General features: G+C 72.5%; 20 protein-coding genes. 7 read left to right on the top strand and 13 right to left on the bottom strand.

Translation table 11 applies throughout. The annotated features are described in order from the left end of the window. Window positions 1-4 precede the first annotated feature (4 nt). Together L1785_RS06690 and L1785_RS06695 are read right to left on the bottom strand one after the other, a co-directional pair. A complete protein-coding gene (locus L1785_RS06690; RefSeq protein ID WP_236088425.1) occupies window positions 5-928 on the bottom strand; it encodes an alpha/beta hydrolase in 924 nt (307 codons plus the stop codon). A 110-nt stretch (window positions 929-1,038) separates the two neighbouring features. Further along, on the bottom strand, window positions 1,039-1,899 hold the full coding sequence (locus tag L1785_RS06695) for an LppM family (lipo)protein (protein ID WP_236088426.1): 861 nt from the start codon (window positions 1,897-1,899) through the stop codon (window positions 1,039-1,041). A 146-nt stretch (window positions 1,900-2,045) separates the two neighbouring features. Between L1785_RS06695 and clpB the strand changes: the two genes are divergently transcribed. Continuing rightward, complete coding sequence (gene clpB / locus L1785_RS06700) at window positions 2,046-4,661, top strand: ATP-dependent chaperone ClpB (RefSeq protein ID WP_236088427.1); 2,616 nt, start codon at window positions 2,046-2,048, stop codon at window positions 4,659-4,661. Window positions 4,662-4,686: 25 nt separating this feature from the next. Here the strand turns inward: clpB and L1785_RS06705 are convergent, their stop codons facing one another. The 3 genes from L1785_RS06705 to pyrE form a co-directional block, all read right to left on the bottom strand. Beyond that, a complete protein-coding gene (locus tag L1785_RS06705) occupies window positions 4,687-6,345 on the bottom strand; it encodes a septum formation family protein (protein WP_236088428.1) in 1,659 nt (552 codons plus the stop codon). Window positions 6,346-6,662: 317 nt separating this feature from the next. Beyond that, the gene (locus tag L1785_RS06710) at window positions 6,663-7,391 is read right to left on the bottom strand and encodes a type III secretion system chaperone family protein (RefSeq protein ID WP_236088429.1); all 729 of its coding nucleotides are present in this window, start codon (window positions 7,389-7,391) and stop codon (window positions 6,663-6,665) included. A 99-nt stretch (window positions 7,392-7,490) separates the two neighbouring features. Next, the gene (gene pyrE / locus L1785_RS06715; RefSeq protein WP_236088430.1) at window positions 7,491-8,066 is read right to left on the bottom strand and encodes an orotate phosphoribosyltransferase; all 576 of its coding nucleotides are present in this window, start codon (window positions 8,064-8,066) and stop codon (window positions 7,491-7,493) included. Window positions 8,067-8,159: 93 nt separating this feature from the next. Here pyrE and L1785_RS06720 point away from each other — a divergent pair, with 93 nt between their 5' ends. Further along, window positions 8,160-9,194 (top strand): magnesium and cobalt transport protein CorA, encoded by a 1,035-nt coding sequence (locus L1785_RS06720; RefSeq protein ID WP_236088431.1) that lies wholly within the window; start codon window positions 8,160-8,162, stop codon window positions 9,192-9,194. 10 nt (window positions 9,195-9,204) lie between these two features. Here L1785_RS06720 and L1785_RS06725 read toward each other — a convergent pair whose 3' ends face one another. The 5 genes from L1785_RS06725 to L1785_RS06745 all read right to left on the bottom strand — a co-directional run bounded on the left by L1785_RS06725 (window position 9,205) and on the right by L1785_RS06745 (window position 13,959). Beyond that, window positions 9,205-9,999 carry an SDR family NAD(P)-dependent oxidoreductase gene (locus tag L1785_RS06725; protein ID WP_236088432.1) on the bottom strand — a complete coding sequence of 265 codons (795 nt, stop codon included), beginning with the start codon at window positions 9,997-9,999 and terminating at the stop codon, window positions 9,205-9,207. 31 nt (window positions 10,000-10,030) lie between these two features. Continuing rightward, window positions 10,031-10,663 (bottom strand): alpha/beta fold hydrolase, encoded by a 633-nt coding sequence (locus tag L1785_RS06730; protein WP_236088433.1) that lies wholly within the window; start codon window positions 10,661-10,663, stop codon window positions 10,031-10,033. A gap of 153 nt (window positions 10,664-10,816) precedes the next feature. Next, complete coding sequence (locus tag L1785_RS06735) at window positions 10,817-12,379, bottom strand: tripartite tricarboxylate transporter permease (RefSeq protein WP_236088434.1); 1,563 nt, start codon at window positions 12,377-12,379, stop codon at window positions 10,817-10,819. Further along, a complete protein-coding gene (locus tag L1785_RS06740; protein ID WP_236088435.1) occupies window positions 12,372-12,929 on the bottom strand; it encodes a tripartite tricarboxylate transporter TctB family protein in 558 nt (185 codons plus the stop codon). Before L1785_RS06740 ends, L1785_RS06735 begins: the two co-directional genes overlap by 8 nt. Before the next feature lies 1 nt (window position 12,930). Beyond that, window positions 12,931-13,959 carry a Bug family tripartite tricarboxylate transporter substrate binding protein gene (locus tag L1785_RS06745; RefSeq protein ID WP_236088436.1) on the bottom strand — a complete coding sequence of 343 codons (1,029 nt, stop codon included), beginning with the start codon at window positions 13,957-13,959 and terminating at the stop codon, window positions 12,931-12,933. 170 nt (window positions 13,960-14,129) lie between these two features. Here L1785_RS06745 and L1785_RS06750 point away from each other — a divergent pair, with 170 nt between their 5' ends. The 3 genes from L1785_RS06750 to L1785_RS06760 are packed head-to-tail and all read left to right on the top strand — an operon-like array spanning window position 14,130 to window position 17,447. Continuing rightward, window positions 14,130-15,878, top strand: coding sequence for a sensor histidine kinase (locus L1785_RS06750; protein WP_236088437.1), 1,749 nt, complete (start codon window positions 14,130-14,132; stop codon window positions 15,876-15,878). After that, window positions 15,875-16,591 carry a response regulator gene (locus L1785_RS06755; RefSeq protein ID WP_236088438.1) on the top strand — a complete coding sequence of 239 codons (717 nt, stop codon included), beginning with the start codon at window positions 15,875-15,877 and terminating at the stop codon, window positions 16,589-16,591. Before L1785_RS06750 ends, L1785_RS06755 begins: the two co-directional genes overlap by 4 nt. Window positions 16,592-16,601: 10 nt before the next feature. Next, window positions 16,602-17,447, top strand: coding sequence for an exodeoxyribonuclease III (locus L1785_RS06760; RefSeq protein ID WP_236088439.1), 846 nt, complete (start codon window positions 16,602-16,604; stop codon window positions 17,445-17,447). A gap of 3 nt (window positions 17,448-17,450) precedes the next feature. On the opposite strand, the gene L1785_RS06765 is transcribed toward L1785_RS06760, so the two are convergent. After that, window positions 17,451-18,227 (bottom strand): HAD-IIA family hydrolase, encoded by a 777-nt coding sequence (locus tag L1785_RS06765; protein WP_236088440.1) that lies wholly within the window; start codon window positions 18,225-18,227, stop codon window positions 17,451-17,453. Window positions 18,228-18,240: 13 nt separating this feature from the next. Next, the gene (locus L1785_RS06770; RefSeq protein WP_236088441.1) at window positions 18,241-19,077 is read right to left on the bottom strand and encodes a VTT domain-containing protein; all 837 of its coding nucleotides are present in this window, start codon (window positions 19,075-19,077) and stop codon (window positions 18,241-18,243) included. A 39-nt stretch (window positions 19,078-19,116) separates the two neighbouring features. Here L1785_RS06770 and L1785_RS06775 point away from each other — a divergent pair, with 39 nt between their 5' ends. Both L1785_RS06775 and fbaA read left to right on the top strand, forming a co-directional pair. Further along, on the top strand, window positions 19,117-19,761 hold the full coding sequence (locus L1785_RS06775; protein WP_372461814.1) for a TrmH family RNA methyltransferase: 645 nt from the start codon (window positions 19,117-19,119) through the stop codon (window positions 19,759-19,761). 149 nt (window positions 19,762-19,910) lie between these two features. After that, window positions 19,911-20,930, top strand: coding sequence for a class II fructose-bisphosphate aldolase (gene fbaA / locus L1785_RS06780; RefSeq protein WP_236088442.1), 1,020 nt, complete (start codon window positions 19,911-19,913; stop codon window positions 20,928-20,930). Between the two features lie 107 nt (window positions 20,931-21,037). On the opposite strand, the gene L1785_RS06785 is transcribed toward fbaA, so the two are convergent. Beyond that, window positions 21,038-21,469: an STAS domain-containing protein gene (locus L1785_RS06785; protein ID WP_236088443.1), complete on the bottom strand. Its 432-nt coding sequence runs from the start codon at window positions 21,467-21,469 to the stop codon at window positions 21,038-21,040. Window positions 21,470-21,488 lie beyond the last annotated feature (19 nt).

The raw sequence follows: 21,488 nt of genomic DNA on the forward strand, positions 1-21,488 counted from the left end.
GCTGTCAGACGTGCGCGTCGAGCCAGTCCAGCGTGGTCGACAGGTACTTCTCCCGGGCGGGGGACGGCGAGAGCGCGAGGTCGTGCGCCCCGCCGTGGATCACCTCGATGTCGACGGACGGCCCGAGCCGCGGCGCCCCGTCGAGGATGTGCCGCACGGAGAGCACGGAGTCCGTGGTGAGCAGCTCGTCGTGCGTGTACTTGCCGGAGGTGGACCGGTCGGAGGCGCAGACGAGCACCGGGCAGCGGATGTCCAACCCCCGAGCGGCGCGGGCCTGAGCCCTGCGGAGCGAGTGGAACCACGCGGCCCGCACGGGGAACCCGCTCGTCGGCTTCCAGGAGAGGTCGTAGTTCCACTGCTGGTGCAGCGCGAGCCCGTAGGCCCCGCCCATGCGGCCCAGCGGCACTCGCGGCGCGACCGGAGCGATGGCGTACATCAGCCGCGTGGTGACGACCCGGTGGAACCACGGCTCGTTGAGATCGAGGAACGGCGAGTTCAGCACCAGCGCCTCGATCCGGCCCGGCCGGGTGTGCGCCCACAGGGCGGAGACCAGCCCGCCCATCGAGTGAGCGAGCACGACCACCCGCTCGTGCCCCTCCGCGCGGATGGCATCCACGGCGGCGTCGAGGTCACGCGCGTGGACGGCGATGTCGGGCACGAAGTTCGGGTCGTCGCCCTCGCGCAGCGAGCGGCCGTACGTGCGAAGGTCGACCGCGTAGAAGGGGTAGCCGCGCTCGGCGAAGGCCTCGGCGACGTGCGGGTGGAAGAAGTAGTCGGCGTACCCGTGCACGTACAGCACGGCCGGCCGGTCCGCGGGCGCCGTCGTGGAGGCGACGTGGCGGACCAGGGTGGCCACGGCGTCGTCGGGCTGCGGTAGCGGGCGCGCTTCGAACTCCGGGCCCAGCACGTCCACGTGCCAGTCGCTCATGTCTGCGATCCCTTCGAGCCGGTGGCGGCCGGGGCCGGCCACGACGAGCGAGGAAGCCGACGATACCGCTGAGCGCCCCCTGCGACCCCCGGTTGGGCTCGGTGTCGTCGTCAGTACCCCGGCGGGTAGCTCGGCGGGCGGCCGGGGTCGGGCGGCTGCGGCGGATAGGGCTGCGCCGGGTACCCCGCGGCGGGATACGGCGGCGCGCCACGGTCGGCGTCGGGCCGCACGCGCAGCGCCTGCCACACCAGCAGCCCGATCAGCAGCAGGATCGCGAGCCCGCCCAGCCCGAGGACCGGGACGAGCCACTCCGGGACGTCCGACGTCGTCCCGCCGCCCGCAGGCGCTTCGCTCGCCTCTCCGGGGGTCGGGGAGGGCGGCGGCACGGTGGCCGGGTCGATCGCGGAACCGCGCGCGTGGACGGTGGTCACCTCGCCGACGGGCGGGGTCCACGTCACGGTGGAGCCCGAACCCGGGCCGGCCGACACGATCCCGTCCGTCTCGGTGACCTGGCCGGGGAAGGTGACGCGCAGGGTGACCGTCAGGACGTCGGCGGCGCGCACGCCGCGGATGCCGAGGTTGTCCTCGGTCAGGTCCACCGTGGCGTCGAGCACGTACTCGTCGCCCTCGCGGACGACGGTGACGGGCACGTTCTCGGCCTCGGCGAGCGAGGACAGCGGGACGTCGGGGTAGATGTAGCGGTTGCCCGTGTACCCGCCCTCCGAGTACTCCTCGGTGCGCAGGGCGTCCCTCGAGGGGTCGTCCTTGCCGCGCAGGGCGTCGTCGAGGACGTCCTGCGGGTCGCGGCCGGTGGACGCGACGAACTCGTCCTCGACGGCGACGACGAGCGACGTGCTCGCCGTGTCGTCCGGGTGGAGATCCACCGCGAGCTCGGCCTTGATGCACCCCGACAGCGTGAGGGCGAGCGCGGCGAGCGCTCCGGCCAGGGCTGCGCGGCGGGTTCGGGTCACCCGGCAAGCATGCCGCACGCCCGTGCGCGGCGGAATGCCCGCCCAGAGCACTGCGGTCGCGCGTGGCGGCGTCAAGTTGAGTGGAATAGACTCAACTTTGGCCAGGTTCGCACCTGTGCACAGTTGAGCTTTCATCCGGAGATGCCATGGACACCAAGTTCACGACCAGGTCGCAGGAAGCGATCGGCGACGCCATCCAGTCGGCGTCGGCGGCCGGCAACCCGCAGCTCGAGCCCGCCCACCTCCTGGCGAGCCTGCTCGCCCAGCCGGGCGGGGTCGCCGTCGGGCTGCTCGAGGCCGTCGGCGCGAGCACCCAGGCGATCGGACAGAAGGTCCGCGCCGCTCTCGTCGCGCTGCCCCAGGTCTCCGGCGCCACGGCCCCGCCGACAGCGAGCCGCGCCACGGCGACGGTCCTGGACCTCGCGGGCAAGGAGGCCCAGAGCCTCGGCGACGAGTACGTCTCGACCGAGCACCTGCTCATCGGCATCGCCGCCGGGCAGTCCCAGGCCGCCCAGATCCTCGGCGACGCGGGTGCAGGCGCCGACGCCCTGCGCGCCGCGCTCCCCGGGGTCCGTGGGTCCGGCCGGGTCACCAGCCCCAACCCTGAGGGCACGTACAAGGCGCTGGAGCAGTACGGCACCGACCTCACGCAGCGCGCGCGGGACGGCAAGCTCGACCCGGTGATCGGGCGCGACGCCGAGATCCGCCGGGTCATCCAGGTCCTGTCCCGCCGCACCAAGAACAACCCGGTCCTCATCGGCGAGCCCGGCGTCGGCAAGACGGCCGTCGTAGAGGGCCTCGCGCAGCGCATCGTCGCAGGTGACGTGCCGTCCTCGCTGGACGGCAAGCGCCTCGTCGCGCTGGATCTCGCGAGCATGGTCGCGGGCGCCAAGTACCGCGGCGAGTTCGAGGAGCGCCTCAAGGCCGTGCTGCAGGAGATCGCGGACTCCGACGGCGAGATCGTCACCTTCATCGACGAGCTGCACACAGTCGTCGGCGCAGGGGCCTCCGAGGGTGCCATGGATGCCGGCAACATGCTCAAGCCGATGCTCGCCCGCGGCGAGCTGCGCCTCGTCGGCGCCACCACGCTCGACGAGTACCGCGAGCGCATCGAGAAGGACCCCGCCCTGGAGCGGCGGTTCCAGCAGGTGTTCGTGGGCGAGCCGTCCGTCGAGGACACGGTCGCGATCCTGCGCGGCCTCAAGGAGCGGTACGAGGCGCACCACAAGGTGACGATCGCCGACTCGGCGCTGGTCGCCGCAGCCACCCTCTCCGACCGGTACATCACCGGGCGCCGGCTTCCCGACAAGGCCATCGACCTGGTCGACGAGGCGGCGTCCCGCCTGCGCATGGAGCTCGACTCCTCGCCTGTCGAGATCGACGAGCTGCGGCGGGCGGTCACCCGGCTCGAGATGGAGGAGGTCGTGCTCAGCGAGTCGGGGGAGCCTGCCTCCCGCGAGCGGCTGGAGCGCCTGCGCGCCGAGCTCGCCGACAAGCGCGAGGCCCTCGCCTCCCTCACCGGCCGCTGGGAGGCCGAGAAGGCGGGCCTCAACAAGGTCGGCGACCTGCGTGCCCGCCTCGACGGCCTGCGCACCGACGCGGAGCGCCTCCAGCGCGAGGGCGACCTCGCCGGGGCGAGCCGCATCCTCTACGGGGAGATCCCCGAGGTGGAGCGGGCGCTCGTGGAGGCCGAGCGCGAGGAGGCCTCCGGGAGCGACCACCGGGACGTCGCCGGGCAGCAGGCGCCCATGATCGCCGACAAGGTGGGCGCCGACGAGGTCGCGGAGGTCGTGTCCGCGTGGACCGGCATCCCCGCCGGACGCCTCCTGCAGGGCGAGTCCGAGAAGCTCCTCCACATGGAGGAGGTCCTCGGCGGTCGCCTCATCGGCCAGACCACGGCCGTCCGCGCGGTGTCCGACGCCGTCCGGCGCGCCCGCGCCGGCGTCGCCGACCCCAACCGGCCCACCGGGTCGTTCCTCTTCCTCGGCCCGACCGGCGTCGGCAAGACCGAGCTGGCGAAGGCGCTCGCGGACTTCCTGTTCGACGACGAGCGCGCCATGGTGCGCATCGACATGTCGGAGTACGGGGAGAAGCACAGCGTCGCCCGCCTGGTGGGGGCGCCTCCAGGGTACGTCGGGTACGAGGAGGGCGGCCAGCTCACGGAGGCGGTCCGGCGTCGGCCCTACTCCGTCGTGCTGCTGGACGAGGTGGAGAAGGCGCACCCGGAGGTCTTCGACATCCTGCTCCAGGTGCTCGACGACGGCCGCCTCACCGACGGCCAGGGCCGCACCGTCGACTTCCGGTCGGCGATCCTGGTGCTCACGTCGAACCTCGGCTCGCAGTTCCTCGTGGACCCGATGCTGGACGACGCCCAGCGCCGCGAGGCCGTCCTGACGGCCGTGCACGCCGCGTTCAAGCCGGAGTTCCTCAACCGGCTCGACGACGTCGTCATCTTCGACGCGCTGTCCCTGGAAGAGCTCGGCCAGATCGTGGACCTCCAGGTCGCGGCCTTCGCGGCGCGGCTCGCCGACCGGCGACTCCGGCTCGAGGTCACGCCCGCGGCTCGCGAGTGGCTCGCGCTGGAGGGTTTCGACCCGGCGTACGGCGCGCGGCCGCTGCGCCGGCTGGTGCAGCGGGAGATCGGCGACCGGCTCGCCCGGCAGCTCCTCGCGGGCGACGTGACCGACGGCGACACGGTGCTGGTCGACCGGGCCGACGATGCGGCGGGCCTCACGCTGACGCCGGCGGTCCTGACGGGCTGAGCGGCGGGGCCCGCCAGGGGCGTGGTCAGTCGAGGAGCGAGCCCGTCAGCGGGGTCTCGCTCGATGCGAGGCACAGGCCGACGCGGTCGCCGTCCTCCCAGGAGTCCTCGCTCGGCGCCCACACCACGAACGTGAGGGTCGCCGCGGCGCCGCTCTCGCGCGCTGCGGCACCGAGCTGCTCCTCGCCGCACACCTGCGAGACGCGCTGCTGAGCGGCGTCGTCGCCGGGCCAGATCGCCTTCTCGGCGAAGTCGGTCCGGCCCACGACCTGCGCCGCGTGCTCCTCCGTGCACGGCACGACGCGCACCGAGCCGACGTCGCCGTCCTCGGGCAGCTCCGCCACGCACGTCCCCAGCACGAGCTGGACGGCGTTGGCGTTGCGCGCCTCGGTCACGTCGCCCGCCAGCGGCTCCCAGGCCTGCTCGCCCGTCACGCGGGTGATGCCGAGCACGGCCGCCACCACGACGACGAGCACCACGACGGCGGCACCGACCAGTGTGATCAACCGGCGTCGGCCGGTGTGGTCAGGTGCAGCGGGGGGCGCCCAACCGGCGTACGCGGGCTGCGCCGCATAGTCATGCTGCCCGACGCCGGACGGCCCACCTGGGTGCACCGGCCCACCCGGGCGGGTGCCCGCCACGTGCTGCGGCTGCGACACCGGCGTGAACGCGCCACGCCACGCGGGCTGCGGGGGCGGCGCTGTGACCGGGGGCAGGACCTGCGTCACATCCGGGTGGCCGGTCGCGGGCAGGACCTGCGTCGCGTCGGGGTCCGGCGTGTGGACCTGCGGGGGCACCGGGGCCACGGCAGGCCGCGTGGGGGGCGCGAACAGCTCCTGCTCATCGGCCTTGGGGGCGGCCGCGCTGTCGTCCGCGGGGCTCTCCGCTTCGACGTCCGACGGCTCCGCGGCCGGCTCGGGCGCGACTGTCTCGGGGACGACCGTCGCGGGGACGACCGTCTTGGGACCGGGCGGCGCCGCCTGCTGGGCGGCCGCCAGCGCGAACAACGCCAGGTCCTCGAGCGAGCCGGCCGACTCGTCTTCCGCACCGTCAGCAGGCTCGCCTGGCTCCGCCGGCGCCGTGGGCTCAACCGCAGGTGCGGCTGCCTCGGCAGCGGCCGGCTCGGGCTCGACGTCGGCCGCTGGCTCGGCGTCGGGCTCCGCGTCAGCCTCGGCGGTGACCCGCTGTTCCGTGAGCTCGGTGCCGGGCTCGGACGCCTCGGCGTCAGCCGGGCTCTCTTCCTCGTCGGCCTGGACCTTCATGGGCTCGGCAGCGGCATCGGCCGCGGCCGACTCGCTCGCGGGCTCGCTGTCGGGAGCTTCGGCGTCGTCGGCCTCGTCCTGCGCCTCTGCGACGCCGGACTCCGGTACCGACGGGCCTTCGGCGGCGTCGGGGTCCGGCTCCGCGTCGGCGGACTCGTCCCCTTCGGTGACAGTCGCGTCGCCGTCGGCCGCGTCCGCCGTCGGCTCCGCCGCGGGGTCGCTGCCCAGGTCAGCCGCTTCGTCGGCCTCGGCCGCGCCCGGTTCGGCCTCCGCCGCGCCGGCCGTCTCGCTCGTGACGGACCCGTCCGTGTCCGTCGTCGGGCTGCCTGCCTCGGTGGCAGCCTCGGCCTGCCCGGGCGCGTCGGGCGCTGCCTGGGGCTCTGCGGGCTCGACGGCTTGCGGCTGGTCGGGCGTCGTCGTCATGGGGCCAACCTACCGATTTCGCGAGGGACCGCCGAACAGGCGCCGACCACCCGTCGGCGCACGGCGAGCCCGAGAGGAGACCGCACCATGAACCACTCCCGCTCCGGCACCGAGCCGCTGCGACCCGGCCCAGGCGGACCGGCCCCAGGCGGACCGGCCCCAGGCGGACCGGCCCCAGGCGGACCGGCCCGGGCGAACCCGACCCAGCCGGGGAAGAGAGAGGGGCCCGGGTCTGCACCGGGTCGCCCGGAAGTGCCGCGCTCGGGCGCCACGCGGGCCTACTCGGGCGCCTCGCAGGCCCGCCCGGGCTCCGCGGGTCAGATGGTCGGGATCCCGAAGCCGGGCACGCTGCCGCCCTGCTCGTAGCGGGCGCCGCGCTCGAGCGGCAGAACGATCTTCGCCACGTCCACGACCCGCCGGGCGCGCTCGACCAGCAGCGCCGCGTCGCTGGGACCAGGCGTCCACAGCAGCACCGAGGGGCCCTCTACCCGCACGCGGGCGCCGTTGAAGTCAGGCAGCATGACAAGGTTCGCGAGGCGCGCATCGAGGGCGCGGCGCGCGAACGCCTCGTCCGACGACCGGACGCGCCACTGGCCGTCGAACGCCGGGTTGCCGATCTGGACGTCCTGGCCGCCGAAGATCTTGGCGATCCTGTCGCGGAAACCCTCGGGGGTGAGCTCGAGCACCGGCAGGCCGGGGACGGCGTCGAGCGCGACGACGTGCGCCTGCGCGAGGCGTCCGCTGCGCGGCTCCTCCGTGCTGCCGCGGCGTGACGCGACCCGCCACGTGAAGGTGAACGAGACGATCGAGTAGCCGTCGATCGTCCCACGCAGCACCTCGGTCGCGCCGCGGGTCAGGCCCCGCTCGAACGGTTCGCCCTTCCAGCGTTCGGCGAGCTCGTTGTCCTCCGGCTCGTACGCCCAGCCCTCACGCTCCGCGAGCTCGCGAAGCCCGTTCGCGCGCCGGCGCCGCCGGGTCGGGCCGAGCAGGAGCACGCCCAGCACGGCGGCCAGGCCGAGCATCACGAAGAAGACAAGGGGTTCCATATCAGGCAAAGATACCGGCAAGCCTCGCCAAAGTCTCTACCTCAGCCGAGATGCGCCATGCAGCGCGGCGTGCCGCGCCGGGCACGCCGGACCGGAGCATCATCCCAGGTCCAGGTCCTCCAGGCCGTACAAGTAGTGGTACGGCACGCCGAGCGCCTCGATCTTCTCCCGCGCGCCCGTGGCTCGGTCCACGATCGTCGCCACGCCGACCACCTCGGCGCCCGCCGCGCGTGCCGCCTCTACCGCGGCGATGGGCGAGCCGCCCGTCGTCGACGTGTCCTCGACCACCACGACCCGCCTGCCCGCGATGTCCGGGCCCTCGATCTGGCGCTGCATCCCGTGCGCCTTCGCGGCCTTGCGCACCACGAACGCGTCGAGGTCCTGACCGCGTGAAGCGGCCGCGTGCAGCAGCGCGGCGGCGATCGGGTCGGCGCCGAGCGTCAGGCCGCCGACGGCGTCGATCTCCGCGGTGCCGAGCCCGACCTCCTCCAGGTGGTCGAGCAGCACGTGGCCCACGAGCGGCGCCGCCCGGTGGTGCAGGGTGATGCGGCGCAGGTCGATGTAGTAGTCGGCCTCCATGCCGGAGGACAGGGTCACCTTGCCGTGCACCACCGCGAGCTCCTTGATGAGCTCGAGCAGCTGCTCGCGGGGGGTCGGGGAGAAGTCAGCGGTCACGGCCCCAGGGTACGCGGGCGGCACCGCCGGGTGCCGGGGTGCCCGACGGGCGTCCGTCCCGGGTTGCCGCGTGGCTCTGCCAGAGTTCTCCTTATGACCATCATGGACAACGCCGTGTACGTGGAGGGCCGGCGAACGGCCAACCCCGTGAGCCTCGAGGAGACCCGCGAGACGGCGCACGAGCGCGGCGGCATCGCCTGGGTGGACCTCTACTGGCCAGAGCCGGCCGAGATCCAGGAGGTCGCCGCGGAGTTCTCCCTGCACCGGCTGGCGGTCGAGGACGCGATCCACGCGCACCAGCGGTCCAAGGTCGAGCGGTACGACGACGTGCTGTACGTGGTGCTGCGCCCGGTGCGCGCGATGCCGGGCGAGCTGGCCGAGTTCGGGGAGGTGCACGCCTGGGTCGGGCCGGACTTCGTCGTGACGGTCCGCCGCTCGCAGACGCCCGACCTGACGGCGATGCGCACCCAGCTCGAGCTCACCCCCGAGCTGCTGAAGCACGGCCCGGCGGCGATCCTCGTCACGCTGCTCGACCAGGTCGTCAACACGTACAAGCCCGTCCTGGATCGGCTGCGTGCCGACATCGACGAGATCGAGGACAAGCTGTTCTCGCGCGACCCCGAGGTGTCGCTGCGGATCTACCAGGTGACGCGCGAGGTGCTGGACCTCCAGCGGGCCGTTCACCCCACCGTCGAGATCCTGCGCATGCTGCACGACAACGGCGACACCGAGGACGCCGACATCGCGCAGGGGCACCGCTACGTCGAGCTGCAGCGCAACCTGCGCAACGTGCTGGACCATGCGCTGCGGCACGCGGAGGCGTCGGACACCTTCCGTTCCCTGCTCACGAACGCGCTGAACGTGCACTCCACGCTCGTCACGCAGGAGCAGAACGAGGAGATGCGCCGCATGTCCGAGCTGAGCCTCAAGCAGGACGAGCAGGTGAAGAAGATCTCCGCGTGGGCGGCGATCTTCTTCGCGCCCACGGTCGTCGGCACGATCTACGGCATGAACTTCGACTACATGCCCGAGACCCACTGGCTGTGGGGGTACCCGCTGGCGCTCGGGCTGATGGTCGGGCTCGGTGGGCTCTTCTACTGGGTGTTCAAGAAGGTCACCTGGCTCTGAGCACCTCAGCTCAGGCCGGCGGCCCGGATCGGCGGTACTTGCCGACCGCCCGGACCGCCCAGCGTGGCATGAGCCGCAGCGCGGCCGATGCCGCCTTGTACCGGACCGACGGCGTCGAGATGACGACGCCGCGGCGCACGTCGGCGAGTGCGACCGCCACGACCTCCGGGGCGTCCAGCCAGGCCCACGCCGGGAACACGCCCTCGGGGATCCCGGCGCGCTCGTGGAACTCGGTGTGCACCAACCCCGCGCACAGCACGGTCGCGGTGACACCGGTGCCGCGCAGCTCCACGGCGAGGCCCTCGGTGAAGGACCGCACGTACGCCTTCGCCGCGGCGTAGGTCCCGCCCGCAGTGAGTGCCGCGACGGACGCGACGTTGAGGATCGCGCCGCGGTCGCGCTGCGTCATCTGCCCGAGTGCTGCGTGCGACAGCTCCACGACCGCCCGGACCATGACGTCCACCGAGCGCATCTCCGTGCTGAGCCGGCCCTCGACGAAGCTCGCGCTCGTGGCGAAGCCCGCGTTGTTGACGAGCAGCCCGACCGGACGCAGCCCGTCGTCCTCCGGCCGGCCGCCGACGACGGCCAGCCGACGCGCGACGCGCGCGACGTCGTCGGGCACCGACAGGTCTGCCGGGAGGACCTCGACGTCCACGCCTGCCGCGACCCGGATCTGCCGGGCGACCGTCTCCAGCCGCTCGACGTCCCGGGCGACCAGCACCAGGTCATGGCGCGCTGTCGCGAGCTGCCACGCGAACTCGAGCCCGAGCCCTGCGGTGCCGCCGGTGATGAGTGCAGTCCCCATGGGGGCAGCCTAGAGGGTGCCTGTGCGCGGGTCAGGCCGTCGCCGCCGTCTCCTTCACGAAGCGGACTATGCGGCGCGAGCGGAAGACGAGGGCGTATCCGATCGCGGCGACGTGGCCCACGACCCGCATCCGCTCGTTGACGGCGCCCTCGAGCTGGGTGTCCTCGTCGTCCACGATCCCGTCGCGCGCCGACCGCAGCGCGAGGATCCGTGCCCGCTGCTCGGGGCCGAGCTCGTCCAGCAGGCCGGGGACGGCGCGCAGGGACTGCTGGAACACGCCGAAGTGGTCGAGCACCGGGTCGAGGATGTCCTCCGGCTCGTGGAACTTGCCCGCGATGATGACGACGGCGGCCAGACCGGGCCTGCGGGCGAACTCCGCGAGCACGGCCCCCGCACCTGCGGACGCGCCGACCAGGGCGACGCGCTCGCCGCGTGCCTCGTAGAGGTCGACGAACCGGTCGAGGGCGTCGAGGCGTTCTTCGAACGTGGTGTCGGCCGACCATCGGATGCGGAACATCGTGGTCCGCACGCCGAGCGGTCGCCAGGCACGCAGTGCCTCCCGCTGGAGGTGGACGAGCCAGCCCAGGCGGTCCCCGAGCCCGGGGACGAAGACGACGCGGATCGGGCCGGGTGAGGCCTGGGCGGCGGGAGGGTTCCGGTTCATGGCGGGGGAAATGTACCGCGACGCCCGACCCGCGGAATGCCGCGACGCCCGACCCGTGGAGGCACGGGCCGGGCGCGCCCCGGGCGCGTGAGGCGCCCTGGGCGCGTGGGACCGGGCGCCCAGCCGTCCGGTCCCACGCGGGTCAGTGATCCGTCAGCGGCTGACCTCCTGGGTCGCCACGGCGTCGCGCACGCCCTCGGCGATCTTCTCGAGCTCGGCGCTGACCCGCCGCTCCCGGTGCTGCAGCCAGATGCCCAGGCCGACGAGGACGATGATCGAGCCGTACGCGATGGCCGCGAACGGGCTCGTCACGAGGTAGCTCAGGTCGCCCTGGCTGATCGCCAGGGAGCGCCGGAGCCGGTCCTCGGCCATCGGGCCGAGGATCATCCCGACCACCATGGGGGCGACGGGATATCCGTAGCGCCGCATGAAGAACCCGATGAGCCCGATCACGAGCAGCAGCAGGACGTCGATCGGCGAGAAGTTCAGGGCGTAGGACCCGAGCGCGCCGAACAGGATGATCCCCGCGTACAGGTAGTGCCGCGGGATCTGCAGCACGCGAACCCACATGCCGACGAGCGGCAGGTTGAGCACGACGAGCATGAGGTTGCCGATGTAGAGGCTGGCCACGAGCGCCCAGACGAGCGCCGACTCGGACTGCAGCAGCAGCGGTCCGGGCTGGATGCCGTAGGACTGGAACGCGACGATGATGATCGCCGCCGTGGCCGTGGTCGGCAGGCCGAGGGTGAGCAGCGGGACGAGCACGCCGGACGCGGCCGCGTTGTTCGCGGCCTCCGGCCCGGCGACCCCCTCGATGGCGCCGCGCCCGAACTCGTCACGCCGGCTCCCGGCGAGGCGCCGCTCGGTGGCGTAGGACAGGAACGTCGCGACGTCGGCGCCGCCGGCCGGGATGGTGCCGACCGGGAACCCGATGAGCGTGCCGCGCAGCCACGGCTTCCACGACCGCTTCCAGTCCGACCGCTTCATCCAGGTGCGCCACCCCTTCTCGACGGGGATGACGCGCACCGGGCCGTGCCGTAGCCGCGACCCGACGTAGAGCGCCTCACCCACCGCGAACAGCCCCACGGCGACGATGACGACGTTGATCCCGTCGGCGAGGTTCGGCACGCCGAAGGTGAAGCGCTGCTGGCCGGTGAGGGTGTCGGTGCCGACGAGCCCGAGGAACAGGCCGAGCGACAAGGACGCGAGCCCGCGGGACACGGACGTCCCGAGGAGAGCGCCCACCGTGATGAACGCGACCACCATGAGGGCGAAGTAGTCGGGCTCGCCGAGCTGCACCGCCCACCGTGCGACGACGGGTGCCACGAACGTGAGGGCCACCGTGGCGATCGAACCCGCGACGAAGGATCCGATCGCGGCGGTCGCGAGCGCCGCGGCGCCCCGCCCGGCCCGCGCCATCTTGTTGCCCTCGATGGCGGTGACGATGGACGACGACTCGCCGGGCGTGTTGAGCAGGATCGACGTCGTGGAGCCGCCGTACATGCCGCCGTAGTAGATCCCGGCGAACACGATGATCGCCGCTGTGGGCTCCAGCGAGTACGTGAGGGGGAGCAGCAGCGCGATGGTCATGGCGGGCCCGATGCCCGGCAGCACGCCGACCGCGGTACCGATGAACACGCCGAACAGCGCGTACAGGAGGTAGACGGGCTGCACGACGGTGGCGAAGCCCTCGAGGAGTGCGGACAGGTTATCCACGGAAGATCGCCACCCCTTCAAGCAGCGGACCGGGCGGGAGCGACAGCCCGAGGAGCCCGCCGAACACGAACTGGATCACGAGGCCGAGCGCTAGTCCGGTGAGGAGGGCGCGCCACCAGGGCCGCGCGCCGAGGATGAAGGACGCGCCGCCGAACAGGATCATCGCGGCGAACGGCCAGCCGATCAGGTTGATGGTGAACACGTGGACGACGAACACCACGCAGAGCAGCACGACGGTGAGCCAGTCGGTCTTGGCGCCGGCGTCGACGTCCTCGCCGCCCTCCTCCTGGCCGTACTTGCCGCGCAGGACGGCGATGACCAGGATCGCGCCGACGATGGCCGCCATCGCGCCCACCAGGTAGGGAAAGGCACGCGGCCCGAGGGTGTTGGTGGAGCCTGGGACGTTGATCGTCCCGGCCTGCACCAGCACGAACACGCCGAGGGCCAGGGTCGCCACGGCGAGGACGAGCTCGCCGGGCCGCCGGGCTGGTCGGTCACCGCGGGCGGCAGCGGTCTCGCCGCCGCCCGCGGGAGCTTCTTCGGGAGACATGTCAGCTGACCAGCCCGATGTCCTGCAGGACGCCCTGGATCTCGGTGATGTTCTGCGTGAGGAACGTGTCGAACTCGTCGCCCGCGAGGAACGCGTCGTCCCAGCCCTTCTCCTCGAGGGTGGCCTGCCAGGCGTCGGACTCGACGAGCTCGGTCACCAGCGTGGTGAGGGCCGCGGCGTCCTCCTCGGACACGGATCCGGGGGCCACGACACCACGCCAGTTGGTGAGCTCGACGTCGTAGCCGGACTCGGTCAGGGTGGGCGTGTCGGGCAGCGCGTCGACGCGCTCGGCGCCGGAGACCGCGAGGGCGCGCAGCGTCCCGGCGTTCACCTGCTCCGCGTACTCGCCGACGCCCGAGATGCCGGCGTCGACGTTGTTGCCGAGCAGGGCCGCGAGCGACTCGCCGCCGCCGGAGTACGCGATGTAGTTGAGCTTGTCGCCGACCTCCGCCGACGTGACGCCCGCGGCCTTGAGGAGCATCCCGGCGAGGATGTGGTCCGTGCCGCCGGCGGAGCCGCCCGTGATCGCGACCTCCTTGCCGTTGGCGAGGACGTCCTCGACGAGGTCGTCGATCGTCTGGTACGGCGAGGCGGCCGGGACCACGATCACCTCCTGCTCCTCGGTGAGGCGGGCGATCGGCGTCGTGTCCTCGATGCGGGCCTGCGACTGGTTGGTCTCGACGGCGCCCACCATGACCAGGCCCATGACCATGAGCGTGTTCGGGTCGGTCGAGTTGGCGAGGCTGGCGAGGCCGACGGTGCCGCCCGCTCCGCCCACGTTGGTGACCGGCGCGGAGCTGACCAGGCCCTCGGACTGGAGGTCGGCCTGCATCGCGCGGCCGGTCTGGTCCCAGCCGCCGCCCGGGTCGGCGGGGACGACGATGCTCAGCTCGTCGATGGTGGCAGCCGCCTCGTCGGTGCCCTCGCCCGACGGCGCGCCGGACTCGAGGCTCGAGCAAGCTCCGAGCGTGAGTGCGAGCATCCCGGCCAGCGCGAGTGCGCGGGCGGGTGCGGTGCGGTGTGATCGCATGACTCCTCCTTGAGCGTGGCCCGCAGCGGTGCGGGGCGGTGCACGATCCGATGGCGGGAGCGTAAGAACGCCCGGGGGCTCGCGGGACCTTGTGGTCGTACTGGACGTTATGGTCGTAAAGGTCGCGGCTCGTGTTAGGCACGGGAGCGTGGGTGGCCCACACTGGTCCCGTGGGACGGGCAATGTCGCTCCGGATGCAGCTCCTGTCGCTGCAGGTCGTCATCGTGCTCGTTCTCGTGTGCGCGACGGCCGCCGTGGCGTCGGCGGTCCAGGAGCACCAGCTCCGGCAGGCGTACCTCGAGCGGATGACGGGCGTGGCCCAGTCGGTCGCCCGCCTCCCGGCGATCCGCGAAGCGTTCGACGACGCGGACCCGGCCGCGGCCATCCAGCCGATCGCGGAGCTGATCCGCGAGGCGTCGGACGTCACCTACGTGGTGGTGACCGACGAAGAGGGCATCCGCTACTCGCACCCCAACCCGGACCGGGTCGGCGAGATGGTGTCGACCGACCCGTCGGTCCCGCTCTCCGGCCAGATCTGGACGGGCACGCAGACGGGGACCCTCGGCACGTCGTGGCGGGTCAAGGTGCCGATCTACGGCGAGGCCGACGACGACGCGGCACCCGCGCCGGTGATCGGGACGGCGAGCGTCGGGATCCTCGAGGCGGAGCTGCGCGCTGACTGGCGGGACGGCCTCGTGTGGCTGTTCGTCGCGGTGGGCGGGGCCGCCGTCGTGGGCGTCGTCGCCGCGGCCTGGGTGACGCGGCTCGTGCGGCGGCGGATCTTCCGCCTGGAGCCCGAGGAGATCGCGGCTCTCCTGGAGACCCGCGACGCGATGCTCCACGGCATCACGGAGGGCGTCGTCGGGCTCGACCGGGGTGGACGCGTCGTGGTCGCCAACGACGAGGCGCTGCGCCTGCTCGGCCGCGACCGGGCCGCCGTGGTGGGGGCCGAGGCGCGTGACGTCCTCGACCCGCAGCTCGTGGCGCTCGCGGAAGCCGTCACGCTGGACCCGGCCGAAGCCGAGGACGACTCGGCGCCCGGTGGTGAGCTCGTCCTCGCCGGCGAGCGGGTGCTGCTGGCCCACGCCGGCCCCGCCACGGTCGACGGGCGCGACGTCGGCACGGTGCTGGTGCTCCGTGACCGCACCGAGCTGCACGCCCTGCTGCGCGACCTCGACGGCGCCCGCGGGCTCACCGACGCCCTGCGCGCCCAGTCCCACGAGTTCGCGAACACGCTGCACGTCGTGTCAGGCCTGCTGGAGCTGGGCCAGGTGGACGAGGCGGTGTCGTTCGTGGCGCGCGTGGGACACGGCGGCCTGCTCACCGCTTCCGGCGTCGCGCCCGGTGTGCACTCGCCAGAGGTCGCGGCCCTCCTGCTCGTGAAGGCGACGACGAGCCGCGAGCGGGGCGTCGCCCTCGAGGTCGACGCCGCGTCCGTGCTGCCCGGGCCCGCCGGGCCGGCGGAGGAGGCCTGGCACGGCGACGTCCTGACGGTCCTCGGCAACCTGGTCGACAACGCTGTCGACGCCTGCGGCCCCGGCGGCCGCGTCCGGGTGCTGGTCACCGCGACGGCGCGGGTCGTCGACATCGTGGTGGACGACGACGGGCCCGGCGTCCCCGCCGAGATCCGTTCGGCAGTCTTTGAGCCCGGGTTCTCCACGAAGCACGACGGGGACCGGCGCGCGAGCGGCCGTGGCATCGGGCTGGCGCTCGTGCAGCGGGTGGCCGCTCGCCGCGGCGGGTCCGTCCGCATCGGCACCTCGTCGTTCGGCGGCGCGAGCCTCGAGGTCCGGCTGCCGCGCACGCCGGTCGCCCCGGCCCGGGCCGGGCGGCTCGCGCGTCCTGACGGGGCGACGGTGCGGGCCGGCGGGGCGGCGCACCCGGGGCCGACCCCGCTCGAGCGGACGGAGACGCGATGACCGATCGCCCGGACGCCAGGCTGCGCACCCTCGTCGTGGAGGACGACCCGGCGGTGGCCGCCCTGCATCGCGGCTTCGTGGAGCGGCACCCCCGGTTCACGGTGGTCGGCAGCGCGCAGACCGGCGCAGAGGCCGTCCGGCTGGCGATGGCGCTCGACCCGCAGGTCGTGCTGCTCGACGTCTACCTGCCCGACGCCAGCGGCCTCGACGTGCTGCAGCGCCTGCGCCGCATGCCCGGGCCGCCCGTGGACGTGATCGCGACGACGGCGGCCCGCGAGCTCGACACCGTTCGCCGGGCGATGGCCGGCGGCGTGCAGCACTACCTGGTCAAGCCGTTCACGGCCGCGATGCTGCACGAGCGCCTCGACGAGATCTGGCGCCTGCGCGAGGATGTGCGCCGCGCGGCCACGGAGCTCGACCAGGACGAGGTGGACCGCCTTCTCGCGGGCACGCGCGGTGGCCCGGCACGCCTGCCGAAGGGCCTCTCCGAGCGCAGCCTCGCCCTCGTCATCGACGCCCTGGTGGCGGCGTGCCGCGAGGGCGTCGACGCCTCCGCGGCCGAGGTCGGCGACGTCGCCGGGATGTCGCGCGTCAGCGCACGCCGCTACCTGGAGCACCTGGTCACGCTCGGCCGGGCCGAGATGAACCCGCGCTACGGCACGGCGGGCCGCCCGGAGAACCGGTACCGCCCGAGCGGGCTGAGCCACGCGTAGCCTGTCACGCGTGCGCCTCGCCACCTGGAACGTCAACAGCCTCCGCACCCGCCTGGACCGAGTCCTCGCCTTCCTGGACCGCTCCGGGACCGACGTCCTGGCCCTCCAGGAGACCAAGTGTCGCGACGACCAGTTCCCGTACGCCGTCTTCGAGGCGGCCGGCTACACGGCGGCGCACGTCGGCACGAGCCAGTGGAACGGCGTCGCGATCCTCTCGCGCGTGGGTCTGGAGGACGTCGCCAAGGCGTTCCCGGGTCAGCCCGGGTTCGCCAAGCAGGCCGCCACGGTGCCCGACGCCGAGGGCGAGCCGTCGCTGGACACGCTGCTGGCGCTGCCGCCGCAGGTGGAGGCGCGGGCGATCGGGGCGACCTGCGGCGGCGTCCGGGTGTGGAGCCTGTACGTGCCGCACGGGCGAACGCTGGCGGACCCGCACTACACGTACAAGCTGGCGTGGCTGGAGGCGCTGCGCGACGCCGCGCAGGGGTGGGCGGTGCCGGACGCGCAGGTCGCTCTCGTGGGGGACTGGAACGTGATCCCGCTCGACACCGACGTGTACGACCCGGTCGCCTTCGCCGGTCACACGCACGTGTCGCCGGCCGAGCGGGACGCCTTCTCGGCGTTCGGCGCGGCGGGGTACACGGAGGTGTCGCGCGAGTTCCTGCCCGGCGAGCACATCTACACCTACTGGGACTACCAGCAGCTCGCGTTCCCGAAGAACAAGGGGCTGCGGATCGACTTCGCGTACGTCACGCCCACGCTGCAGGCGCGTACGACGGGCGTGATCATCGACCGCGACGAGCGCAAGGGCAAGGGCGCGAGCGACCACGTCCCGGTGATCGTGGACGTCGCCGACTGAAGGTCAGACCAGGTCGACGAGGTTCGCGATCGAGTCCACGACGTGGCTGGGACGGAACGGGTACTTGTCGACGTCGGCCGCCTTCGTGGAGCCGGTCAGCACGAGGAACGTCTGCAGACCGGCCTCGATGCCGGCCACCACGTCGGTGTCCATGCGGTCGCCCACCATGGCCGTCACCTCGGAGTGCGCGTCGATCCGGTTCAGGGCCGAGCGGAACATCATCGGGTTCGGCTTCCCGACGAAGTAGGGCTTGCGTCCGGTCGCAGCGGTGATCATGGCCGCGACGGATCCGGTCGCGGGCAGCGGCCCCTCCTGCGACGGGCCGGTCGTGTCCGGGTTGGTGCAGATGAAGCGGGCGCCGCCGAGGATCAGGCGGATCGCCTTGGTGATCGCCTCGAACGAGTAGGTGCGGGTCTCGCCGAGCACGACGTAGTCCGGGTCGGACTCCGTGAGCGTGTATCCCGCCTCGTACAGCGCCGTCGTCAGGCCCGCCTCGCCGATCGCGTACGCGCTGCCGCCGGGGATCTGGTCCTTGAGGAACTGCGCGGTCGCGAGGGCCGACGTCCAGATCGACCCCTCCGGGACGTCGATCCCGCTCGTCGCAAGACGGGCGCGCAGGTCGCGCGCCGTGAAGATCGAGTTGTTCGTGAGGATGAGGAACGGGCGGTCCTTCGCCCGCAGCGCCTTGACGAACTCGGGTGCGCCCGGGAGGGCGGTGCCCTCGTGGACCAGGACGCCGTCCATGTCGGTGAGCCAGGACTCGATCACGCGTTCGGTCATGGTGGTCTCTCTCTCAGCGCGAGTGGCGCGGGCGGTTCTGGACCGCCTGCTGCGTGACGATGGGGATCGCACCGGTGAGAACCTGGACGATCTCGGCGTCGGCCTCCTCGACGGTCCCGGTGCTCGCCGGGGAGACGACGGCGAAGGTCGAGGTGTCGGTCGGTTCCGACTTCTTCTCCCTCTTCTCCTCGCGGCGGGCGCGGAGGATCTCGACGATCATGGGGACCAACGAGAACCCGACGATCACGAGGATGAGCGCCTCGACGTTCTCCTTCACGAAGGGGATGTTCCCCAGCCCGTAACCAAGGCAGGTCACGCCGACGGCCCACAGCAGGGCGCCGAGCGCGTTGTACGTGATGAAGTGCCGGAAGTCCATCTTGCCCACACCGGCGGCCACCGGCGCGTAGGTGCGCACGATCGGCACGAACTGCGCGATGGTGATGGTGCGGCCGCCGTACTTCTCGAAGTACTCGTTGGTCTGCTCGATGTACTTGCGCTTGAAGATGCGCGAGTCGGGGCGGTCGAACAGCCGGGGGCCGACGGTGCGCCCGATCGTGTACCCGGTCGAGTTGCCGAGCACCGCTGCCGAGAACAGCAGGATGCACATGACCGGGAGGCTGATGCTCAGCTTCTCCTGGGCCACGAACGCGCCCGCCATGAACAGCAGCGAGTCGCCGGGCAGGATCGGGAACAGCAGACCGGTCTCGATGAAGATCACGCAGGCGATCCCGATGACGGCGGCGTCACCGAAGCGCTCGAGGAAGGTGTCGATCAGGAACTGCGGATCCATCCAGTCGGGCCCGAGCATCGGGACCGCGGCGGCGGGCAGGGCAGCGAGGTCGAGAAGCACGTGGCCAGCCTAGTGGCCCGACAGGGTGAGGATTGTCCTGTGGACGGTACGGATCGTGAGCAGGACGTGCAGGTCGGCGTCGGACCGTGGGCGGGGCCCTGGCCCGACGATCCCCGCTACGACCCGGAGCTGCTGGCACTGGGGGACCGGCGCAACGTGGTGGACCGCTACCGGTACTGGACGGTCGAGGCGGTGGTCGCCGACATGGATCGGCGCAGGCGCGCGGACCGCTTCATCCACGTGGCGATCGAGAACTGGGCCCACGACCTCAACATCGGCTCGGTGGTGCGCACGGCCAACGCGTTCAACGCGGCCGGCGTGCACGTCGTGGGCCGGCGCCGGTGGAACCGCCGCGGGGCGATGGTGACGGACCGCTACCTGCACGTACACCACCACGCATCGGCCGAGGACCTGGCCACCTGGGCGGCGACCGCAGGCCCGGACGGCACCCGGCTGCCCGTCGTCGGGATCGACAACGTCCCGGGCTCGGTCCCGATCGAGGGCTACCCGCTGCCGCAGCGCTGCGTCCTGCTGTTCGGCCAGGAGTCGACCGGCCTGACGCCGCAGGCCCAGGCGGCCTGCGACGTGATCCTCCACATCACGCAGCACGGCTCCACCCGATCCATCAACGCGGGTGCGGCGGCGGCGATAGCGATGCACGCCTGGGCCGTGCAGCACGCCTGATCTGTCGTCCGACGGAACCACCCGTCCGCACATCGGCCGAACGTCACGGGCCGCACAAGGACGTGGCAAGATCGATGGTGCATCCCGGGCGGACCCGGAACCTCCGAGAACGGCCGCCCCACAGTTACCCGTCATTTGGAGATCCGCAGATGCCCATCGCAACCCCCGAGGTCTACGCCGAGATGATCGACCGGGCGAAGGCCGGCAAGTTCGCGTACCCCGCGGTGAACATCACCTCGTCGTCGACCATCACCGCCGCCCTCCAGGGCTTCGCCGAGGCCGAGGCCGACGGCATCATCCAGGTCTCCGTCGGCGGCGCCGAGTACGGCTCGGGTGCGACGATCAAGGACCGCATCGCAGGATCCCTCGCGCTTGCCGCGTACGCGACCGAGGTCGCGAAGAACTACTCGGTGAACATCGCGATCCACACCGACCACTGCACCAAGTCGAACCTCGACTCGTGGGTACGTCCGCTCCTCGCGCTCGAGGCCGAGCAGGTCAAGGCCGGCAAGAACCCGACGTTCCAGTCCCACATGTTCGACGGCTCGGACATCCCGCTCGACGAGAACCTCGTCATCGCCGCCGAGCTGCTCGAGCTCTCGCAGGCGGCGCGGACGATCCTCGAGATCGAGGTCGGCGTCGTCGGCGGCGAGGAGGACGGCCACGTCGCCGAGATCAACGAGAAGCTCTACACGACGGCCGAGGACGGCCTGGCCACGGTCAAGGCCCTCGGCGCCGGCGAGCGGGGCCGCTACCTGACGGCCCTCACGTTCGGCAACGTGCACGGCGTGTACAAGCCGGGCGCCGTCAAGCTGCGTCCGTCGATCCTCGCCGACATCCAGAAGGTCGTGGGCGACGAGATCGGCAAGGAGAACCCGTTCGACCTGGTCTTCCACGGCGGATCCGGCTCCACGGCCGCGGAGATCGCCGAGGCGGTCGACAACGGCGTCATCAAGATGAACATCGACACCGACACGCAGTACGCGTACACGCGACCGGTCGTCGGCCACATGTTCACGAACTACGACGGCGTCCTGAAGATCGACGGCGAGGTCGGCAACAAGAAGGCGTACGACCCGCGCGCCTGGGGCAAGGCAGCCGAGGCAGGCATGGCTGCGCGCATCGTCGAGGCGTGCCAGCAGCTCCGCTCCGCCGGTCACAAGATGTGACCTACCGGTCCACCGGTACGACGACGGCCTGGTCACCTTCCGCACGGAAGGCGACCAGGCCGTCGTCGTACTCAGGCTCGAGCCTCAGCGGCCCGGGTCCTGCGGTCTCAGGCGGAGTGCGGGTCGTCGTCCCCCGGGACGCGCGCGGCGCCCGCCGGAGCGGGGTCGGTGGCGCCCACGGGATCGTCGTCGAGCTCGAAGCCCGGGTCGTCGTCCACGATGTCGAGGAGGTCGCCGATGCGGGTGACCTCGAGGAGGAAGCGGACGGTGGGCGGAGCGCGGAGCACCCGGACGCGGTGCGGGCTGCGGCTGGCGAGCCGCGCGAGGAACGCGACGCCGGACGAGTCCATGAAGGTCACGTGGTGCGCGTCGATCTCGACGGGAAGGCGCGACTCCTCGGCGGCGGCGGTGGCCTCGTGCAGGTCACCGCCGATGTCGGCGTCGATCTCCCCCGAGAGCACGATGCGGGCGGCGGAGCGCCCCACGATGACGTGCACGCTCGCGGGGTCACCGATCTCCGGGTAGGGCTGCTGTGCCACGACGTCATTCTGCAGGTGT

The sequence above is a fragment of the Antribacter soli genome (genome assembly GCF_021568775.1).
GTDB classification, from domain to species: Bacteria; Actinomycetota; Actinomycetes; order Actinomycetales; family Cellulomonadaceae; genus Antribacter; species Antribacter soli.